Raw genomic sequence first — 18,385 nt, 5'->3', positions numbered from 1 at the left:
CATGACAGACACCCTCACGATCACCCGCCCCGACGACTGGCACCTGCACGTGCGCGACGGCGCCGCACTCGAAGCCGTCGTTCCCCACAGCGCCCGCCAGTTCGGCCGCGCGCTGATCATGCCGAACCTCCGCCCCCCAGTGACCACCGCCGCGCAGGCCGTGGCGTACCGCGACCGCATTCGCGCCGCAGTGCCCGAAGGCACGGGCTTCGAGCCGGTGATGTCGCTCTATCTCACCGACAAGCTGCCGCCCGAGGAGATCGCGCTGGCAGCCGAAGCCGGCGTGCGTGCGCTCAAGCTCTACCCGGCCGGCGCCACCACCAACAGCGATGCCGGCGTGACCGACATCCGCAAGACCTACAAGACGCTCGAAGCCATGCAGAAGCACGGCCTGCTGCTGCTGGTACACGGCGAGGTGACCGACCCGGCCATCGACCTGTTCGACCGCGAGGCCGTGTTCGTCGACCGCGTGATGATCCCGCTGCGCCGCGACTTCCCCGAACTCAAGGTGGTGTTCGAGCACCTCACCACCAAGGAAGGCGCCCACTACGTGCGCGACGCCGGCCGTTTCACGGCCGCCACCATCACGGCGCATCACCTGCTCTACAACCGCAACGCCATCTTCACCGGCGGCATCCGCCCGCACTACTACTGCCTGCCGGTGCTCAAGCGCGAGACGCACCGCGTGGCGCTGGTCGAGGCGGCCACCAGCGGCAGCGACCGTTTCTTCCTGGGCACCGACAGCGCGCCGCACCCGGCGCACCTGAAGGAGCACGCGCTGGGCTGCGCCGGCTGCTACACGGCGCTCACCGCCATCGAGCTCTACGCCGAGGCCTTCGACAACGCGGGCGCGCTCGACAAGCTCGAGGGCTTCGCGAGCTTCCACGGCCCCGACTTCTACGGCCTGCCGCGCCACACCGACACCATCACTCTCAAGCGCGAGAGCTGGACCGTGCCCGAGACCGTGCCCTACGGCGACGCCACGCTCAAGCCGCTGCGCGGCGGCGAGACCGTCGACTGGAAGCTCGCATGACGGTTCCCTCGCTGCGCGTGATGCTGCTGATCGACGCCGACAACGTGTCGGCCGAAGTCATCGAGCAGGCGGTGCAGCGCACCATGGACGAATACGGCGCCATCCACGTGCGCCGCGCCTACTGCAACGCCGAGATGGCGGTGAACCGTCAGGCGCTCTTCAAGCGCCTTTCGGTGCGGCCGATGGTGAATCTGTCGACCGGCAAGAACAGCACCGACATCGCGCTCGCGGTCGATGCCATCGACCTCGCCATCGCCGAGCGCCCCGATGTGGCGGTGCTGGTGTCTTCCGACTCTGACTTCGCGCCACTGGTGATCCGCCTGCGCGAGAAGGGCTGCCGCGTCTGCGGCATCGGGCAGCAGGGCAAGACCGGCGAGGAAACCATCGGCATCTACGACGCCTTCACCGACATCGCGCACAACGCCGTCGCCAAGCCGGCCGCGCGCACGGTGCCCGCGAAGAAGGCTGCAGCCGCTAAGACCACGCGCGCCAAGGCCGCGCCCGCCGCAAAGAAGACCGCGGCGAAGACGGCAGCGCGCAAGACGGCGAGGAGCACCAGCAAGCCCGAGCCCGAGCCGCCGCAGCAGCAGCCCCAACCCTCGGAGGCTGCCGAATTCATCCTGCAGGCCGCCCCGGCCCTGCGCAGCGGCAAGGACGTGCCGCTCAACGACGTCGCCAAGGCCCTGCGCACCGCGGGCCTGCTCGGCAAGAACAGCAGCTCGCTCAAGCTCTTCGAGAAGCTCACGGCCGAGTTCGCGCTGATGCAGCACCCGGACCGCATCCGCTGGACCGGCGCCCCCGCGCCTTGACCCTGCCGGCGATCGACTGGGCGCAGCCATGGCTCGCGCCCTATCGCGCCGATGGCGAGGCGGCAGCGCAGGCTGTCGCGCGCAACGACGGCTGCGTGGCGGCCGGCCTGCAGGACATCGGATCCACATCAGCGCCCGATTTCGTGAGGCAGTACGAGCTTCCCGCCGGGCAAGCGTACGAGGCCCACATCTTCCGGACCCGAACGGTGCCGACCCGCGACGACCTGCACGACTTTTTCAACGGCCTGGTCTGGCTCGCCTTTCCACGGACCAAGCGCCGCCTCAATGAACTGCAGGCCGGCGAGATCGCGCGCGACGGCGTCGGTGCCACGCGCGGTGCGCTGCGCGACGCGCTGACGCTGTTCGACGAGAACGGCGCGCTGCTGGATGCGCCGCCCGCGCTGTGGCGGGCGCTGGTCGCGCGTGATTGGCACACACTCTTCGTCAGCGGGCGCGGGCTGTGGAGCGAGGCACGGCTGGTGCTCTTCGGCCATGCGCTGCTCGAGAAGTTGGTGACGCCGCGAAAGCCCATCACCGCGCACGTCCTCCTGCCGGCGGATGGAGAAAACGGCCCGGCGGCGTTCGACGACGTCTCGGTGGCGGGCATGCTCGATGCGCAACGGCTCGGGCGCAAGCCCTTCGTGCCGCTGCCGGTGCTCGGCGTGCCCGGCTGGTGCGCCGGCAACGAGGCCGCACAGTTCTATGACGATCCGAAGGTGTTCAGGCCCTTGGCCGGTCGGGGAATACCGGGGGCCTAGAACTTTTGCTCCTATCATGGCTCCACCCGGCTGCCGCCGACCGGAGCTCCAAGAACACACACAACACCCAGGGCTTCCATGCCGCGAACCGCTTGAATGCGGCTTGAAGAGAGCCCCGGGGCCCTCATCTGGATGGCAGATTTCCCCACGGAGAATTCAACTTGAAACGTATCCTTCTGTTCGTCCTGACCAACGTGATGGTCGTCGCGGTGCTCGGCGTGGTCGCCAGCCTGCTCGGCGTCAATCGCTTCCTCACGGCCAACGGGCTCAACCTCACGGCGCTGCTCGGCTTCGCGCTGGTGATGGGTTTCGGCGGCGCGATCATCTCGCTGCTCATCAGCAAGCCCATGGCCAAGTGGACCACCGGGCTGCACATGATCGACAACCCCCAGACGCCGGACGAGGCCTGGATCGTCGGCACGGTGCGCAAGTTCGCCGACAAGGCCGGCATCGGCATGCCCGAGGTCGGCATCTTCGAAGGCGAGCCCAACGCCTTCGCGACGGGCGCGTTCAAGAACTCGTCGCTGGTGGCGGTGTCCACCGGCCTGCTGCAGAACATGACGCGCGAAGAGGTCGAGGCCGTCATCGGCCACGAGGTGGCGCACATCGCCAACGGCGACATGGTCACCATGACGCTGATCCAGGGCGTGATGAACACCTTCGTCGTGTTCCTGTCGCGCGTGATCGGCTATGCCGTCGACAGCTTCCTGCGCCGCGGCGACGACCGCTCCTCGGGCCCCGGCATCGGCTACTACGTGAGCACCATCGTGCTCGACATCGTGCTCGGCTTCGCCGCCGCGATGGTGGTGGCCTGGTTCTCGCGCCAGCGCGAGTTCCGCGCCGACGCCGGCGCCGCCGCGCTGATGGGCCAGAAGCAGCCGATGATCAACGCGCTCGCCCGACTGGGCGGCCTGCCGGCCGGTGAACTGCCGAAGGCGGTTGAAGCGATGGGCATCACGGGCAGCATCGGCAAGCTGTTTGCCACGCACCCGCCGATCGAGGAGCGCATTGCGGCGCTGCAGAACGCGCAGCGCTGAGCGGGACAGACGGGCCATCCGGCCCGCGGTTCGACAAGGAAAAAGCCGCCGGGCGGCTTTCTACGTCTTGTGCAGAAGTCCATCGGGCAGAGCCAGATCCCATTTCTCGCAGTGCAGGTTGCGGATCGGCCAGAAGCAGGTCCAGCGTCTGAGACTCTTTCACTGCCGCATCGATGAGGGCGCCCCTATACCCGACTCTGCTTCGATGACTTCGATGCCTGCGCCAGCAGCATTGGCCGAAAAGCCTCGGCGGCGAAGCAGGCGGGCATAACTAGGCGCTGCAGCGCCGCACGTTGCTGGCGACCGCGTCTGCGATGACGGCCACTGTCTCGCGTCGCACCGGGGCATCGCGCAAGGCGCTTTCCAGGTCTGCCGCCATCGAGCAGGTTTGGTTGATGACTTGCTGCACGTCGCGGGCGCGCAGGCCCAGCTTGGCCGCCAGGGCCAGCAGGTGGGGTCGGCCGGGCGCGAGCGCCTCGCCCATTACCGAGGTCTGGTGGTATCCGCCCGGGCCGGGGTTGAAGGTGAGGTCGTAGCCAGGCGCGAAGTCCCAGCGGTGTGCCTCGTTCATGCGCAGCGAGAAATTCTTCGCGTGGTCGTCCCGGTTGTTGAACACCACGTTGAACACGCACAGCCGGAAGGCGGCCATGACCTCGTGCGCGTTCTGGGTGAAGAAGCCGGTGGCGCGCAGCACGGTTTCGTAGTCCAGGCAGGGCACCCGGAAGTCGGCATGCAGGGCGCCGGCCAGGGAGTGGACGGGTACGCGCACGTGTCCCACGCGGTCGAACCGCTGGGTGCCGAAGGCGGCGAGGTTCGCGCCCAGGTCGAAATATTCGGTCGGCCCCATGACGATGCCGCATGCGCGCGCCATCTGCGCATAGACGTGCTCGATGGCGCAGACCTCGGGGTGTTCCGATTGGGCCGGGAACTTGACGAGCCAGGGCTCGCCTGCGGCATCGTCGGCGGTGCTCACGGCGCGCGTCGCGGCGTCGAACCGGACCAATGCCTTGGGACGGGCCCCGTGCGGTGAACCGCCGGCCTGGGCCAGCATGCGCAGCGCCGTCACGTCGTCGTCGGACACGTTCCGTGCCGCCTGCGCCAATTGCAGCAGGCTCCAGTCGGCCGTTGGCATGCCATCGTCCTGCGGCGGGATGAAGGAGAGCGCACCCATGGCGCGTGCGCCGATGAAGGCCAGCCGGTCGAGGGGCGAGACGCGCGCGGGGTCCCGCCCCGCCTTGCGAAACAGCCGGTCCATCAGCAGCATCCCCCAGCCGTCGGGCAGGCTGTCGTAGATGAGGCCCGGCAGGTAGCCCATCTCTTTTGGGAACGGGCCGTAGGCCGCGGGCCGCAGCTTCAGGTGGCGCGGCGACAGCTCGATGCCGTTGGCAAGCGCGTCGGCCGAATACTCGAAGATGATCTGGCGCCCGTCGTCGGCCAGGGTGCCCAGGGGCCAGTGCTGGCCCCAGCCTTCGTAGAGGACGGTGAGCTTCTTCATTGGCGGTCTTGTCGGCGGCCCTGCGGCAGGGGCTTGCGCGGATGGCGAACGCGCTGACGCTGCGCGGCCTGCGCCTGTTCCATGGCGGCGATGCTGGTGGTCGGCCGCAGGGTCAGCAGGTCGGCGAGTTCATCGACCAGGCCCAGCGCCTGTATGACGCGCACGAAGGTTTCCAGCGTCGTCATGCCGGTGGACTCCAGCGTCTTGATGGCGCTGCCCGAGACGCCGGCACGCTGGGCCAGCTCGGCCTGGGTCAGCGACTGCGCGATGCGTTGCGCGCGCAAGCGCTGTCCGAGGGTCTCCACGAGTTCCGGGACGGTGGCGAACGCGACATCGAGCATGAGGATGTCTTGCTATTTAAAGGATTGAATTGTAGCTCAAATGCTAAATTTATCCATTTAAAGGTCTGAAAAACATCCATTATGATTTGATGCGATGCCGGTGACTGCGCCTGTTCGACGCCAGCACCTGTTGTCGTTCACGGCCGTCCCAGATGATCCAGATGCCATGGCGCAAAAAACGCCGAATGACACGCTCAGGCTGGCTGCTGACTGCAGTGGGAAGACTCCCGGCCCACGGCCGATCCAGCGCTTGGACCGGCTCAGTCGGCCGCCGGGGTTTCGGGAGCCGCCGTGGGTTCCGCTGCTTCGAGCGCAGCCGCGGCCTGCGGCGCTTCCGGTACTTCCGGTGTTTGCGGCGCGGCGGCAGCCGCCGTCCGGTCGGCCCGCGCACGTTGCAGCGTGCGCGTGACCTCGCCCTGCGTCATGCCGTACATCTCCGCAAACTCCTTCTCGCTGCGCCCGCTGGCCTCGAAGGCGCGCAGCAGCGCCTCGCGCTTGGCGGCCTGTTCCGCGAGCAGGGCCAGGGCTTCGTCGAGCACGGCGTTGTTGTTCGCGTCGCGCGAGCGCACCAGCACGGCGTAGGCCTCGCGGTCGAGGCCCGAGGCTTCGACGGCGCGAGCCAGGCGCGCTACCAGTTGGGGGCGCAGGTCTTCGCCGGTGCGCTGCGAGCGTCGGCGGTGCAGCTCGAGGATCGCGTGGTGCACATGCTCGGGCGCGACCGGCTCGGCGACGTTGCCGTCGAGGTCATGGCGCGGATGGCCGGCTGCCACGCTTTCGAGATAGCGGGTGGAGCGCGCGTGCAGGCCCATCGCCACCTTCAGGTCTTCGGCCTTGAAGTCGTCGGGGTGGCGGGCGATCAGCTCTTCGTACACGCCGAGCTTCAGCGGCAGGAAGCGCGCGCCGAAGAGGTTCGGGTACAGCTCGAACAGGCGCTCGAGCGCCGGGTGCACCTTGCGCTGCGGGCGCGCGGGCTGCTGAGGCTGTTGTTGCTGCTTCTGTTGCGAAGGCTGCTGGCGGCCCTGCGCCTTCTGCGGCTTCTTGCGCTGCTGCTGATGCTGCGGGCGCTGCCTGCCGGCCTGCGTGGGGGCTCGATCGGCTTCGGGCGCAGTCGCCGCGCCGTCCGTGCCGGCGCGCAGGGCCTGCAGCTGCTGCGCCATGTCCATGCGTTCGCCACGGGGGCGGCGCGACTTGTTGTTCGGGTTGGCGGTGGTTGCTTCGGTCATTCTGGAAATCCGGCGCAAAGGCGCGAAGAAAGCAGGAAGGAATTCAGTGGTGGAATGCGATCGCGCATGCAGCGCGGCGCAGGGAATGGAGTGCTCGGTACATTGTCGTTTGCGTGGCCGTCGTCAGCCCATGGCGGCCGAGGCGCGCGCGGCCTGGCGGCCGATCAGCAGCCTGAAGGGCAGCAGCATCAGCACGCCGACGGCCAGCTTCACCGCGAGGTCGCCGAGCGCCCAGGTGAGCCATGGGCCCTCGGTGCCCGCGAAGGCGATGCCCCAGAACACGATGCTGTCGAGCACCGCCGCGATCACCGTGGCCACCAGCGGCGCGCGCCACCAGAGGCCGCGGCGCAGGCGGTCGAAGACGCCGATGTCGAGCAGCTGCGAAGCGATGAAGGCCAGCCCCGAGGCCGCCGCGATGCGCACCGGCGCCAGCAGCAGCGACACGCCCACCGCCACGGCGAAGCCCACCCACGCCACGCGCCGCGCCATGCCGGGGCCGAAGCGCCGGTTGACGAGGTCGCTCACGAGGTAGGCCACCGGGTAGGTGAATGCGCCCCAGGTCAGCCAGTCGTTGATGGCGAACTGCACGAGGATGTTGGAGGCGAGCACCACCGCCGCCATCGCCAGCGTGGCGACGATCAGGTGGCCCAGGGTGGGGCGTTCGAAGCGGATGGAAGACTGCTGCCGCATCAGACGCTCGCGGCGCGTTCGCGCTCCGACTCGGCCAGCAAGCTGCGCGCCACGGCCTCGGCCACCTTGATGCCGTCCACGCCGGCCGACAGGATGCCGCCCGCGTAGCTCGCGCCTTCGCCCGCGGGGTACAGGCCGCGCACGTTGAGGCTCTGGAAGTCGTCGCCGCGCGTGATCTTGATCGGCGACGAAGTGCGCGTCTCGACGCCGGTGAGTACCGCGTCGTGCGTGTCGAAGCCCTTGATCTTGCGGCCGAAGGCGGGGAAGGCCTCGCGCATCGCCTCGATGGCGTAGGCGGGCAGGGCCTTGTGCAGGTCGGTCGGCGTCACGCCCGGCTTGTACGAGGGGATCACGCTGCCGAGCGCGGTGGAAGGCTTGCCGGCGATGAAGTCGCCCACCAGCTGGCCGGGCGCGCGGTAGTCGCCGCCGCCGAGCACGAAGGCGTTGCTTTCCAGCTCGCGCTGCAGCGCGATGCCTGCGAGCGCATCGCCCGGGGAATTCAATTCCCATCCTGGGAAATCGCGCGGGTCGATGCCCACCACGATGCCCGCGTTGGCGTTGCGCTCGTTGCGCGAGTACTGGCTCATGCCGTTGGTGACCACGCGGCCCGGCTCGCTGGTGGCCGCAACCACGGTGCCGCCCGGGCACATGCAGAAGCTGTAGACCGAGCGGCCGTTGCTCGCGTGGTGCACCAGCTTGTAGTCGGCCGCGCCCAGCAGCGGATGGCCCGCGTGGCGGCCCCAGCGCGCGCGGTCGATGAGGCCCTGCGGGTGCTCCACGCGGAAGCCGATGGAAAAGGGCTTGGCCTCGATGTGCACGCCGCGCGCATGCAGCATCGCGAAGGTGTCGCGCGAGCTGTGGCCCAGCGCCATCACGACGTGGTCGGCGCGAAGCTCGCTGCTCTGGCCGGTGGCCTGGTCGAGCACGGTGAGGCCGCGAAGGTGGCCGCTTTCGATGCGCACGTCGGTCACGCGCCGCTCGAAGCGGATCTCGCCACCCAGCGCCACGATCTGCTCGCGGATGTTCTCGACCACCTTCACCAGCTTGAAGGTGCCGATGTGCGGGTGCGCGACGTAGAGGATCTCGGGCGGCGCGCCGGCCTTCACGAACTCTTCCATCACCTTGCGGCCGAGGAAGCGCGGGTCCTTGATCTGGCTGTAGAGCTTGCCGTCGGAGAAAGTGCCGGCGCCGCCTTCGCCGAACTGCACGTTCGACTCGGGGTTGAGCTCGCTCCTGCGCCACAGGCCCCATGTGTCGCGGGTGCGCTGGCGCACGGTCTTGCCGCGTTCGAGCACGATGGGGCGGAAGCCCATCTTCGCGAGCATCAGCGCCGCGAAGATGCCGCAGGGGCCGAAGCCGATCACCACGGGCCGCGTCGACAGGCCCGCGGGCGCGCTGGCCGGGGGCGTGTAGCGCATGTCGGGCGCCGGCTGGATGTGCGGATGGCCCGCGTGCCTGGCGAGCAGGGCGGCTTCGAGCTTCGCGTCCGACAGCTGCACGTCGCAGATGTAGACGGTGAGCAGCTCGGCCTTGCGGGCGTCGAAGCTGCGCTTGTAGACGGTGTGGGAAGCGATCGCTTCGAGTGGGACGCCGAGCGTCCTGGCGATCAGTTCGGCCAGCGCCTCGGGCGCGTGATCGAGCGGGAGTTTGAGTTCGGAGATTCTCAGCATGGCGTGGGGCTTGTGACTATCAAGCAGCCAGCAATTTTACTCGCCCCCAGGCTGCGCGACACTGCGTGTCGCTACGCCAACCCCCTACCGGGGGCAACACCGACGGCCCGGCAAAGCCGGTTCCGTGGTGTTTCGCGACAAGAACCTTCAGGCCGGCAGAAAGCCCTCTACGGACAGATAGCGCTCGCCCGTGTCGTAGTTGAAGCCCAGCACCACCGCGTCGGGCGCGAGCGACGGCAGCTTCTGCGCGATGGCCGCGAGCGTGGCGCCCGAGGAGATGCCCACCAGGATGCCTTCCTCGCGCGCGCAGCGGCGGGCCATTTCGCGCGCGGGCTCCGCGTCGACCTGCAGCACGCCGTCGAGCAGCGAGGTGTCGAGGTTCTTCGGGATGAAGCCCGCGCCGATGCCCTGGATGGGGTGCGGCGAAGGCTGGCCGCCCGAGATGACCGGCGATGCCACCGGCTCCACCGCGAACACCTGCAGCTTGGGCCACTTCTTCTTGAGCACCTTCGCCACGCCGGTGATGTGGCCGCCCGTGCCCACGCCGGTGATCAGCACGTCGATGCCGTCGGGAAAGTCGGCCGCGATTTCCTCGGCCGTGGTGCGCACGTGCACGTCGATGTTGGCGGGGTTGTTGAACTGCTGCGGCATCCATGCGCCGGGCGTGCCGGCCACGATCTCCTCCGCGCGGGCGATGGAGCCCTTCATGCCGTTGGCGCGCGGCGTGAGGTCGAAGGTGGCGCCGTAGGCCAGCATCAGGCGGCGGCGCTCCACCGACATGCTGTCTGGCATCACCAGGATCAGCTTGTAGCCCTTGACGGCCGCCACCATCGCCAGGCCGATGCCGGTGTTGCCCGAGGTCGGCTCGACGATGGTGCCGCCGGGCTTGAGCGCGCCGCTCTTCTCGGCGTCTTCCACCATCGCGAGCGCGATGCGGTCCTTGATCGAGCCGCCGGGGTTGGCGCGCTCGGACTTGATCCACACCTGCTGCTTCGCATTGCCGAACAGGCGGTTGATGCGGATGTGCGGCGTGTTGCCGATGGTCTGGAGGATGTTCTGGGCCTTCATGGATGCAATCTCCTTGGATCGATGCGTTTGTCGGACGGACAACGCGCATTGTGAGACCAGCCCGTGTGCCTTCGGCCCCGATCTCCCTGATCGGCCGCGGAGTGCCTTGGCAGAATGGCCGGATGAAACTGGTGTTCATCCATGGGCCGGTCGCTTCCGGCAAGCTGACGATCGCGCGGGCGCTGGGGCAGCTCAGCGGCTTCGCGGTCTTCCACAACCACCTGGTCGTCGACGCCGTCGCGGCGGTGTTTCCCTTCGGCTGCGAGAGCTTCGTGAAGCTGCGCGAGCAGATGTGGCTCGCCACCATGCGCGAGGCCGCGCGAACCGGGCGCTCGCTGATCTTCACCTTTGCGCCGGAGCCTTCGGTGGCTGCCGATTTTCCGCAGCGCGTGGTCGAGACCGTGGCGGCCGAGGGTGGCAGCACGATGTTCGTCCAGTTGAAGCTCTCGCGCGACGAGCAGGAGAAGCGCATCGATGCCGCGAGCCGGGCCGAATTCGGGAAGCTGCGCTCCCTCGAACTGCTGCGGCAGCTGCGCGACCAGTTCGAGGCCTGCGAGCGTGCGATGCCGCCCGGCGAGGTGGTCATCGACACCGCCGTGACGCAGCCGCAGGATGCGGCGCGCGAGATCGCCCGCGTGCTGGCGCTGTAGGCCCGGCGGCGCGCCGGGCGATAATCCACCCCGTGAAGCACGCCAGACCGCCGCTGGTGCAAGTGCCGAAAGGCCGCACTGGAGGAACGTCCGGACTGCACAGGACAGCGCAGGAGTTAACGACTCTCCACCGTGAGGTGAGGATCAGAGCAACAGAGACGAGCCGATTCAGTTCGGGTGAAACGGGCAATCTCTGCGCGCAGCAACACCAAGTAGGCCAGTATCGAGGTGGTTCCGCTGAGCTGGCGGGTAGGTGGCATCGAGCCGTCTGGTGACAGGCGGCCCAGAGTAATGGCGGTCACGCCGCGGGTTCCGCAAGGGGCTCGCGGTGCACAGAATCCGGCTTATCGGCGGGCTTCACACTTTTCTTTCCCCTCCCTTTCCGTTTTTTCACGTCCTTCGGCCCTGAAGGCGGGCGCGAGCCTTGCCGCCTGCAAGGATCGGTAGTTACCCGTATAATCGATAGCATGCTAATTAATAGGCGGCTATCGTGAACGACCAAGCCAACATCCAACCGACGCGCGAACAGGCACTGATGCGCCTCGGCACGTCGCTGGCGGTGCTGCAGCGCGGCTACCGCGCCGCGGCGGACAAGGCGGTGGCACATGTGGGCGTGTCGCAGACGCTGGCCTATCCGATCGTGATGCTCGGGCGCATGAACGGCGATGTGCGCCAGGGCGTGCTGGCCGAGGCGCTGGGCATCGAGGGCCCGTCGCTGGTGCGCTCGGTCGACCAACTGGTGGAAGCCGGCCTCGTCGAGCGCCGCGAAGACCCGGCCGACCGCCGCGCCAAGACCCTGCACCTCACCGAGGCCGGCAAGGCCGTCTGCGAACCCATCGAGGCGGCGCTGACGCTGATGCGGGTGTCGCTGTTCGACGGCGTGTCCGACGAGGACGTCGCCGCCTGCCTGCGCGTGTTCAGCGTGCTGGAGGAGCGCATGGGCGTGCGTGCCGTGCAGAGCCTGCCGCCGCTCGCGCCGACGCAGGAAGGGCGCAGGTAGCAGCAGATGGCCGCGTTCAGCCTGCCGCGCTTCAGCCGCGCGGAGATTCTCTTTTCCGGCAAGAGCTTCGCCGCGGCCATGCTGGCGATGTACCTCGCCAGCCGCGCTGGCCTGCCGCGTCCGTTCTGGGCGCTCATGACCACCTACGTCGTCGCTCATCCGCTGGCCGGCGCGGTGCGCTCCAAGGCGGTCTACCGTTTCCTCGGCACGCTCATCGGCAGCACCGCCACCGTGCTGCTGGTGCCGGCGCTGTCCAACGCGCCCGAGCTGCTCACGCTGGTGCTCGCGCTGTGGGTGGGGCTGTGCCTGTGCATTTCGCTCTTCGACCGCACGCCGCGCTCCTATGTGTTCATGCTCGCGGGCTACACGGCGGCGCTGATCGGCTTTCCGTCGGTGCAGACGCCGCTTGCGCTGTTCGACACCGCCGTGGCCCGCGTGGAGGAAATCGGCCTGGGCATCTTCTGCGCCACGCTCATCCACAGCCTCGTGCTGCCCGCGGGGCTCGCGCCGACCGTGCTGGGCCTGCTCGACCGCACGCTGCAGGACGCGCGCAAGTGGCTGGGCGACCTCTTCCAGCCCGCCGGCCGAAGCAGTGCCGAGCCACGGCGCCTCGACGACGACCGACGCCGCCTCGCCGGCGACATCACGCAGCTGCGCCTTCTCTCCACCCACGTTCCCTTCGACACCACTCACCTGCGCTGGACCGCCGGCGCCATCCGCGCGATGCAGGACCGCGTCGCCGCGCTCACGCCCGCGCTCTCCGCCGTCGAAGACCGCCTGCTGGCGCTGGAGCAGGCCGAAGGCGTCATCGCCCCCGACGTGGCCGCCGTGCTCGCGAAGGCCGCTCAGTGGTTGCGTGAAGAGGCCGACGCCCCTGGCGACGCCGCTGCCCGTGCCGCGCGCCTGCAGGAGTTGCGCCGCGCCATCGACGCCCTGGGCGCCACGCCGCCCGACGCCGATCCGCAGGCCCGCTGGGGCAGCGCGCTGCGCATCGGCCTCGCGGGCCGCCTCGAAGAGCTCGTCGACGGCTGGAACGCCTGCGCCCAGTTGCGCCAGGACATCGACGAGGGTCTGAAGGGCGCCGCGCCGCTGCGCCGCACGGCCGCGCTCGGCAGCCGCGTGCTGCACCGCGACTACGGCATGGCGCTGCTGTCGGCCCTGGCGGCAGTCATCGCCATCTGCCTGTGCGGCGCGTTCTGGATCGTCACCGGCTGGCCCATGGGCTCGGCCGCGACCATGATGGCCGCCGTCTTCTGCTGCTTCTTCGCGACGATGGACGACCCGGTGCCGGCGATCCACGGCTTCCTGAAGTGGACGCTGTGGTCCATTCCGATCTCGGCCGTCTATGTGCTGGTGCTCATGCCCACGGTGCAGGACTTCGGCATGCTGGTGGTCATCTGTGCGCCGCTCTTCCTGCTGCTGGGTTTCTATCTGCCGCGCCCCACGCACTTCATGCCCGCGATGGCGCTGATCTTCGGCGTGTGCGGCACGCTGGCGATGCACGACACCGCCAGCTCCGACCTGGTGAGCTTCATCAACAGCATGATCGGCCAGATCGTCGGCGTGGTCGTCGCCGCGCGCGTGACGCGTCTCGTGCGCTCGGTGGGCGCCGACTGGAGCGCGCGGCGCATCCAGCGCGCCACCTGGCGCGAGCTGGGCGACATGGCCGCCTCGTCGCATCCGCAGTACGCGCAGAGCGACGCCTACGCCGTGCGCATGCTCGACCGCATCGGCCTGCTCGCACCGCGCATCGCGCAGGCCGGCGGCACCGTTGAGGGCGTGGCCGCCAACGACGCGCTGCGCGACCTGCGCATGGGTGCCGACATCGCGGTGCTGCAGCGTGTGCGCGGCCAGCTGCCGCTGGCCACTTCGGCCGCGCTGCTGGGCGGCATCTCGCGCTTCTTCCGACAGCGCGCGGAGGGCCGCATGAATCCGCGACCACCGGGCCTGCTGCCGCAGATCGACGAGGCGCTCGGCGCCGTGCTCGATGCGCGCGACACCGCGTCGTCGTCTTCTTCAGCCTCGCGCTCGGCCGTCACCGCACTGGTGGGCCTGCGCCGCAATCTCTTTCCCGACGCGCCGCCCTCGCTCGCGGGCACGTCCCTCACTTCGCAAGGAGCTTCCGCATGATCGGCGAAGCCAGCTTCTACGGCCTGTACCTGCCCTGGATCATGGTGCTCGCGCTCGCGGCGCTGCTCGTGCTGTGGGGCGTGCGCCGCCTGCTCGCGGCCACCGGCGCCTATCGCTGGGTGTGGCACCCGGCCCTCTTCGACATGGCGCTCTACCTGCTGCTGCTCTACGCGCTCAGCCGCGCCAGCGCCTACCTCCAATGACAACAACGAGATTCCAATGAAAGCCGCCCGAACTTCCGACGACAGCAATCCGTGGGCCCAGCGCCTGGGCCGCGTTCTCTTCACCCTGGCCGTGGTCGCCGCCGCCGTGTGGGCCGGCCTGCGCCTGTGGGATCACTACGAACTCGCGCCGTGGACGCGCGACGGCCGCGTGCGCGCCAACGTCGTGCAGATTGCGCCCGACGTCTCGGGCCTGGTCACGGCAGTGCCCATCCACGACAACCAGCCGGTGGCCGCCGGCACGCTGCTCTTCGAGGTGGACCGTGCGCGCTACGACCTCGCCGTGCGCCAGGCGCAGGCCGCGCTCGCCGCGCAGCGCGCCGTGAGCGCGCAGGCCCAGCGCGAGAACGCGCGCAATGCCGGCCTCGACGAACTGGTGTCGAAGGAATCGCGCGAGCAGACTCGCTCGCGCGTCGAGCAGATGCAGGCCGCGGTCGCGCAGGCCGAAGTGGCACTCGACTCGGCACGCCTCAACCTGCAGCGCGCCCAGGTGCGCGCGCCGGCCGACGGCCTGGTCACCAACCTCGACCTGCGCCAGGGCAGCTATGCCGCGGCGGGCCGGCCGGTGCTCGCGCTGGTCGATGCGCAGTCGTTCTACGTCGAAGGCTATTTCGAAGAGACCAAGCTGCCGCGCATCCACCTCGGCGACCGCGTGCGCGTCACGCCCATGGGCGGCGGCGCGGTGCTCGAAGGCTCCGTCGAGAGCGTGGCCGCCGGCATTGCCGACCACGACCGCTCCACCAGCGCCAACCTGCTGCCCAGCGTGAATCCCACCTTCAACTGGGTGCGGCTCGCGCAGCGCATTCCGGTGCGCGTCAAGCTCGATCCGCTGCCGCAGGGCGCGCGCCTCGTCGCGGGCCAGACGGTCACGGTGCAGGTGCTGGAGAACAAGCCGGCGCAGAAGACGGCGGCAACGGCTTCCACGCCACAGAAGGGATGAACGACATGACCAGCTTCGCATTCCGCATCGCATCGCTGGCCGCCGCCGCCGCGCTCGCGGCCTGCGCGGCGGTCGGCCCCGACTACAGGCAGCCGCCCGAGGCGCTGGCCAGCCAGCCTGCCGCGGGCAAGCCCTTCGCCGAGGCGCCCGCCAACGCGGCGCCGCTGCCCGCCCACTGGTGGCGCCTGTACCACGACCCGCTGCTCGACAAGCTGGTCGAGCAGGCCCTCGCGCACAACACCGACCTGCGCCAGGCCGTGGCGAACCTCGAGCGTGAACGCGCCATCGAGGACGAGACCGCCGGCGCCAGGTACCCCACCATCGGCGTCAACGGCGGCCCCTCGTTCGGCCACGTCTCGGGCCTGTCGCTGCTGCAGAAGGGCTACGAGCCGCCGAGCACCTTCAACTACAGCGCGGGCGCGTCGCTCTCCTACCAGGTCGACCTGTTCGGCCAGATCCGCCGCGCCATCGAAGCGTCGCAAGCCAGCACGCAGGCCGCCGAAGCCGCGCTCGACCTGGTGCGCGTGACCGTGGCGGCCGGCACCGCGCGCGCGTACGCCGAAGCCTGCTCGACCGGCCTGCGGCTGCAGATCGCGCAGAAGTCCGTTTCGCTGCAGCAGGACGCCGTCAACGTCACCGACCGCCTGCAGCGCGCGGGCCGTGCCGGCGCCATCGACGCGAACCGCGCACGCGCGCAGCTGCAGCAGCTCAATGCCGCGCTGCCGCCGCTGAAGGCCGAGCGCCAGGGCGCGCTCTACCGTCTCGCCACGCTCACCGGCGCGCTGCCGCAGGACTTTCCGCGCGAGGTGGCCGACTGCACCGTGCCGCCGCGCGTGGCCGGCGTGCTGCCGGTGGGCGACGGCGCCGCGCTGCTGCGCCGCCGCCCCGACATCCGCCAGGCCGAACGCAGCTTGGCCGCATCGACCGCGCGCATCGGCGTGGCGACTGCGGAGCTCTATCCGAAGGTCACGCTGGGGCTCTCGGGCTCTTCCGCGGGCCATGCCGACGGTTTCGGGCGCAAGGACACCTTCGCATGGAGCCTCGGTCCGCTGATCTCGTGGACCATTCCGAACACCGGCGTCGCGCAGGCGCGCATCGCGCAGGCAGAAGCCGGCACGCGCGCCGCGCTCGCCAAGTTCGACGGCACCGTGCTCACCGCGCTGCGCGAGACCGAGACCGCGCTCGCCACCTACGCACGCGAGCTCGATCGCCGCGCCGCATTGCAGGCCTCGCGCGACGAGAGCGCCAAGGTCGCGGCGCAGGCGCGACAGCTCTACCAGAACGGCCGCACCGGCTACCTCGATTCGCTCGACGCCGAACGCTCGCTGGCCGCCAGCGAAGCCGCGCTCGCGGCCAGCGAGGCGCAACTGGCCGACGACCAGGTGGTGCTGTTCATGGCGCTGGGCGGCGGCTGGGAGCCTGACGAAGCCCATCTTGCGCAGGGCTCGACGCCGGCCAGCATCAAGCAATGACGCCGACATCCGCTCAGCCGCCGCGCCGCCCGCACGCGCCGCTGTGGCTGCTCGCTCTGGTCACCTTCAGCGGCACGCTGGCCATGCACATCTTCGTGCCCGCGCTGCCCATCGCCGCGAAGGGCCTGGGCGCCGGCATCGGGCAGATGCAGATGACGGTGAGCCTCTACATCCTCGGTCTCGCGCTGGGCCAGCTGGTGTACGGCCCGCTGGCCGACCGCTTCGGGCGGCGTCCGGTGCTGCTGGGCGGGCTGGGCATCTACTGCGTGGCGGGCCTTGCCGCGGCGCTCGCGCCCGAGGTGCATTCGCTCATTGCGGCGCGGCTCTTCCAGGCGGTGGGCGGCTGCTCGGGGCTCGTGCTGGGCCGCAGCATCGTGCGTGATACGGCCGAGCCGCAGGAGGCCACGCGCCGCCTCGCGCTGATGAACCTGATGGTCACCGTCGGACCCAGCCTCGCGCCGCTGATCGGCGGGGCGCTCGCCACCACGCTGGGCTGGCGCTCGATCTTCTATGCGCTCTTCGGCCTGGGCGTGGTCGGTTTTCTCTTCACCTGGCGCATGCTGCCCGAGACCGGCGCGCCCGGCGCCGCCGTGAACGCCCGCGAGCTCGGGCGCAACTACCGCAAGCTGCTGGCCTCGCCGGCCTTCCTGGGCTTCTCCATCGGCGGCGGCTGCGCCACCACGTCGATGTACGCCTTCATTGCATCGGCGCCCTTCATCTTCGTCGACCAGCTGCACCGGCCCGCGCACGAGGCGGGCATCTACCTCGCGATCCTGGTGTCGGGCGTGTGGCTCGGCAGCTTTCTCACCAGCCACCTGATCTCGCGGGTGCGCGTCGACCGCCTGATGACGCGCTCCAACGCGCTGAGCGTGGTGGCGGCCTTCGTGCTGCTCGGCGCGGCGCTCAGCGGCCATCTCTCGGTGCCACTGATCGTCGCGTGCATGTTCCTCTTCACCGTCGGCGTGGGCATGGCCTCGCCGCCGGCACTCACGCAGGCGATCAGCGTCAACCCGCAGGTCATCGGCTCGGCCTCGGGCCTCTACGGCTTCACGCAGATGGCCGTGGGCGCGCTGTGCACCGCGCTCGCGGGCATGGGGCACGCGAACCCGGCGCTGGCTTCGGCCATCGTGCTCGCGGGGGCGGGCATCGTGGCGCAGCTGTCGTTCGCGGTTGCGCTGCGCACGCAGAAGCGCGCGGCAGCAGCAGCGGCAACAAGCCTCAGCGCGTGAACAGCCACCCGCCCTTGGGCTGGCGCACCAGTTCGTGGCGCTTGACGGCGCGCTCTTCGCCGTCGTCACCCACGTAGACCACCTCGAAGCGCAGCAGCTTGGGCGAGACCATCTTCCAGTTCTGGATGCGCTTCACCGTCACGCAGGCGGTCTTGTCGTGGTACTGCATCTCGGCCATCGGGCCGCCCTGGAAGCCGGTGCCGTCGAACAGGCGCCCGGGCGCGGCGAAGGGGTTGAGCACCGCGCCGTTGCGCGCCGTGATGCAGCCCTCGGTGCGAACGAAGGACTCGATGGTCGGCGAGGCGCTGCGCACCACCTTGCCCACGGCCGGGCTCGGCGGCTTGCTGGCGATGGCCTCGCGTATACGCTCGACCTGCTGCTCGGTGATGGGCGCGAGGCCGTCCTTCGACACCACGGGCGGCGGCGGTGCCGGCGGCGAGGGCGGCGGCGCGGGCGTGAGGTAGGAGCACCCCGCCACGAGTGCCAGCGGCACGGTGCAGGCGAGGGCGGCGCCCGGTGTAGCGAACTTCATGACTCAGTCTCTCCCTGAGGGCGGCCTCTGGAGGCCGCGGGCTGAAAATTGCGGGCCGCGCGAATGCGGTGCATCGTCGTTGTCGTC

18 protein-coding genes and 1 other RNA gene are annotated in these 18,385 nt (G+C 69.7%); 12 read left to right on the top strand and 7 right to left on the bottom strand.

Annotated elements, in window-relative coordinates:
- The first annotated feature begins 1 nt into the window (after position 1).
- The 4 genes from pyrC (at position 2) to htpX (ending at position 3,637) form a co-directional block, all read left to right on the top strand.
- Positions 2-1,033: a dihydroorotase gene (gene pyrC, locus ACAM57_RS27555; RefSeq protein ID WP_369659646.1), complete on the top strand. Its 1,032-nt coding sequence runs from the start codon at positions 2-4 to the stop codon at positions 1,031-1,033.
- Positions 1,030-1,842 carry an NYN domain-containing protein gene (locus tag ACAM57_RS27550; protein ID WP_369659645.1) on the top strand — a complete coding sequence of 271 codons (813 nt, stop codon included), beginning with the start codon at positions 1,030-1,032 and terminating at the stop codon, positions 1,840-1,842. The genes pyrC and ACAM57_RS27550 overlap by 4 nt, the downstream gene beginning before the upstream one ends.
- Positions 1,839-2,600, top strand: a complete 762-nt coding sequence (locus ACAM57_RS27545) for a DUF3025 domain-containing protein (protein WP_369659644.1) — start codon at positions 1,839-1,841, stop codon at positions 2,598-2,600. Before ACAM57_RS27550 ends, ACAM57_RS27545 begins: the two co-directional genes overlap by 4 nt.
- 161 nt (positions 2,601-2,761) lie before the next feature.
- Complete coding sequence (gene htpX / locus ACAM57_RS27540) at positions 2,762-3,637, top strand: protease HtpX (protein WP_019658374.1); 876 nt, start codon at positions 2,762-2,764, stop codon at positions 3,635-3,637.
- 271 nt (positions 3,638-3,908) lie between these two features.
- Here htpX and ACAM57_RS27535 read toward each other — a convergent pair whose 3' ends face one another.
- From ACAM57_RS27535 to cysK, 6 genes are all read right to left on the bottom strand, one after another.
- Positions 3,909-5,132: a type II toxin-antitoxin system HipA family toxin gene (locus ACAM57_RS27535; RefSeq protein ID WP_369659643.1), complete on the bottom strand. Its 1,224-nt coding sequence runs from the start codon at positions 5,130-5,132 to the stop codon at positions 3,909-3,911.
- The gene (locus ACAM57_RS27530; RefSeq protein WP_369659642.1) at positions 5,129-5,473 is read right to left on the bottom strand and encodes a helix-turn-helix domain-containing protein; all 345 of its coding nucleotides are present in this window, start codon (positions 5,471-5,473) and stop codon (positions 5,129-5,131) included. Before ACAM57_RS27530 ends, ACAM57_RS27535 begins: the two co-directional genes overlap by 4 nt.
- A gap of 260 nt (positions 5,474-5,733) precedes the next feature.
- Entirely contained in the window at positions 5,734-6,696 is a 963-nt protein-coding gene (locus tag ACAM57_RS27525; RefSeq protein ID WP_369659641.1) for a ProQ/FINO family protein, read from the bottom strand.
- Positions 6,697-6,819: 123 nt separating this feature from the next.
- Positions 6,820-7,317 carry a VUT family protein gene (locus ACAM57_RS27520; RefSeq protein ID WP_240650598.1) on the bottom strand — a complete coding sequence of 166 codons (498 nt, stop codon included), beginning with the start codon at positions 7,315-7,317 and terminating at the stop codon, positions 6,820-6,822.
- 68 nt (positions 7,318-7,385) lie between these two features.
- Positions 7,386-9,056 carry an NAD(P)/FAD-dependent oxidoreductase gene (locus tag ACAM57_RS27515; protein ID WP_369659640.1) on the bottom strand — a complete coding sequence of 557 codons (1,671 nt, stop codon included), beginning with the start codon at positions 9,054-9,056 and terminating at the stop codon, positions 7,386-7,388.
- Positions 9,057-9,203: 147 nt separating this feature from the next.
- Entirely contained in the window at positions 9,204-10,124 is a 921-nt protein-coding gene (gene cysK, locus ACAM57_RS27510; protein WP_019658370.1) for a cysteine synthase A, read from the bottom strand.
- A 122-nt stretch (positions 10,125-10,246) separates the two neighbouring features.
- On the opposite strand from cysK, the gene ACAM57_RS27505 reads away from it, so the two are divergent.
- The 8 genes from ACAM57_RS27505 to ACAM57_RS27470 all read left to right on the top strand — a co-directional run bounded on the left by ACAM57_RS27505 (position 10,247) and on the right by ACAM57_RS27470 (position 17,766).
- On the top strand, positions 10,247-10,774 hold the full coding sequence (locus ACAM57_RS27505; protein WP_184634630.1) for a shikimate kinase: 528 nt from the start codon (positions 10,247-10,249) through the stop codon (positions 10,772-10,774).
- Positions 10,775-10,808: 34 nt separating this feature from the next.
- Positions 10,809-11,137, top strand: an RNA gene (gene rnpB / locus ACAM57_RS27500) — RNase P RNA component class A.
- A gap of 172 nt (positions 11,138-11,309) precedes the next feature.
- Positions 11,310-11,774: a MarR family winged helix-turn-helix transcriptional regulator gene (locus ACAM57_RS27495; RefSeq protein WP_126021706.1), complete on the top strand. Its 465-nt coding sequence runs from the start codon at positions 11,310-11,312 to the stop codon at positions 11,772-11,774.
- A gap of 6 nt (positions 11,775-11,780) precedes the next feature.
- Complete coding sequence (locus tag ACAM57_RS27490; protein WP_369659639.1) at positions 11,781-13,904, top strand: FUSC family protein; 2,124 nt, start codon at positions 11,781-11,783, stop codon at positions 13,902-13,904.
- A complete protein-coding gene (locus tag ACAM57_RS27485; RefSeq protein ID WP_019658367.1) occupies positions 13,901-14,107 on the top strand; it encodes a DUF1656 domain-containing protein in 207 nt (68 codons plus the stop codon). Before ACAM57_RS27490 ends, ACAM57_RS27485 begins: the two co-directional genes overlap by 4 nt.
- A gap of 16 nt (positions 14,108-14,123) precedes the next feature.
- Positions 14,124-15,065 (top strand): efflux RND transporter periplasmic adaptor subunit, encoded by a 942-nt coding sequence (locus ACAM57_RS27480; RefSeq protein WP_369659638.1) that lies wholly within the window; start codon positions 14,124-14,126, stop codon positions 15,063-15,065.
- The gene (locus ACAM57_RS27475) at positions 15,062-16,537 is read left to right on the top strand and encodes an efflux transporter outer membrane subunit (RefSeq protein ID WP_369659637.1); all 1,476 of its coding nucleotides are present in this window, start codon (positions 15,062-15,064) and stop codon (positions 16,535-16,537) included. Before ACAM57_RS27480 ends, ACAM57_RS27475 begins: the two co-directional genes overlap by 4 nt.
- Positions 16,534-17,766, top strand: coding sequence for a multidrug effflux MFS transporter (locus tag ACAM57_RS27470; RefSeq protein WP_369659636.1), 1,233 nt, complete (start codon positions 16,534-16,536; stop codon positions 17,764-17,766). Before ACAM57_RS27475 ends, ACAM57_RS27470 begins: the two co-directional genes overlap by 4 nt.
- Here ACAM57_RS27470 and ACAM57_RS27465 read toward each other — a convergent pair.
- Positions 17,756-18,298: a hypothetical protein gene (locus ACAM57_RS27465; protein ID WP_184634640.1), complete on the bottom strand. Its 543-nt coding sequence runs from the start codon at positions 18,296-18,298 to the stop codon at positions 17,756-17,758. The two genes, ACAM57_RS27470 and ACAM57_RS27465, sit on opposite strands and share 11 nt — an antisense overlap.
- Between the last annotated feature and the right edge of the window lie 87 nt (positions 18,299-18,385).

It is taken from the genome of Variovorax sp. V15 (assembly GCF_041154425.1).
GTDB lineage: Bacteria > Pseudomonadota > Gammaproteobacteria > Burkholderiales > Burkholderiaceae_C > Variovorax > Variovorax guangxiensis.
This window is presented reverse-complemented; position numbering and strand designations above follow the sequence as displayed.

Coding starts and splice junctions, on each gene's coding strand:
- pyrC (WP_369659646.1), top strand. CDS start 2: ATGACAGACACCCTCACGATCACCCGCCCCGACGACTGGCACCTGCAC.
- ACAM57_RS27550 (WP_369659645.1), top strand. CDS start 1,030: ATGACGGTTCCCTCGCTGCGCGTGATGCTGCTGATCGACGCCGACAAC.
- ACAM57_RS27535 (WP_369659643.1), bottom strand. CDS start 5,132: ATGAAGAAGCTCACCGTCCTCTACGAAGGCTGGGGCCAGCACTGGCCC.
- ACAM57_RS27530 (WP_369659642.1), bottom strand. CDS start 5,473: ATGCTCGATGTCGCGTTCGCCACCGTCCCGGAACTCGTGGAGACCCTC.
- ACAM57_RS27525 (WP_369659641.1), bottom strand. CDS start 6,696: ATGACCGAAGCAACCACCGCCAACCCGAACAACAAGTCGCGCCGCCCC.
- ACAM57_RS27520 (WP_240650598.1), bottom strand. CDS start 7,317: ATGGCGGCGGTGGTGCTCGCCTCCAACATCCTCGTGCAGTTCGCCATC.
- ACAM57_RS27515 (WP_369659640.1), bottom strand. CDS start 9,056: ATGCTGAGAATCTCCGAACTCAAACTCCCGCTCGATCACGCGCCCGAG.
- cysK (WP_019658370.1), bottom strand. CDS start 10,124: ATGAAGGCCCAGAACATCCTCCAGACCATCGGCAACACGCCGCACATC.
- ACAM57_RS27505 (WP_184634630.1), top strand. CDS start 10,247: ATGAAACTGGTGTTCATCCATGGGCCGGTCGCTTCCGGCAAGCTGACG.
- ACAM57_RS27495 (WP_126021706.1), top strand. CDS start 11,310: ATGCGCCTCGGCACGTCGCTGGCGGTGCTGCAGCGCGGCTACCGCGCC.
- ACAM57_RS27490 (WP_369659639.1), top strand. CDS start 11,781: ATGGCCGCGTTCAGCCTGCCGCGCTTCAGCCGCGCGGAGATTCTCTTT.
- ACAM57_RS27485 (WP_019658367.1), top strand. CDS start 13,901: ATGATCGGCGAAGCCAGCTTCTACGGCCTGTACCTGCCCTGGATCATG.
- ACAM57_RS27480 (WP_369659638.1), top strand. CDS start 14,124: ATGAAAGCCGCCCGAACTTCCGACGACAGCAATCCGTGGGCCCAGCGC.
- ACAM57_RS27475 (WP_369659637.1), top strand. CDS start 15,062: ATGAACGACATGACCAGCTTCGCATTCCGCATCGCATCGCTGGCCGCC.
- ACAM57_RS27470 (WP_369659636.1), top strand. CDS start 16,534: ATGACGCCGACATCCGCTCAGCCGCCGCGCCGCCCGCACGCGCCGCTG.
- ACAM57_RS27465 (WP_184634640.1), bottom strand. CDS start 18,298: ATGAAGTTCGCTACACCGGGCGCCGCCCTCGCCTGCACCGTGCCGCTG.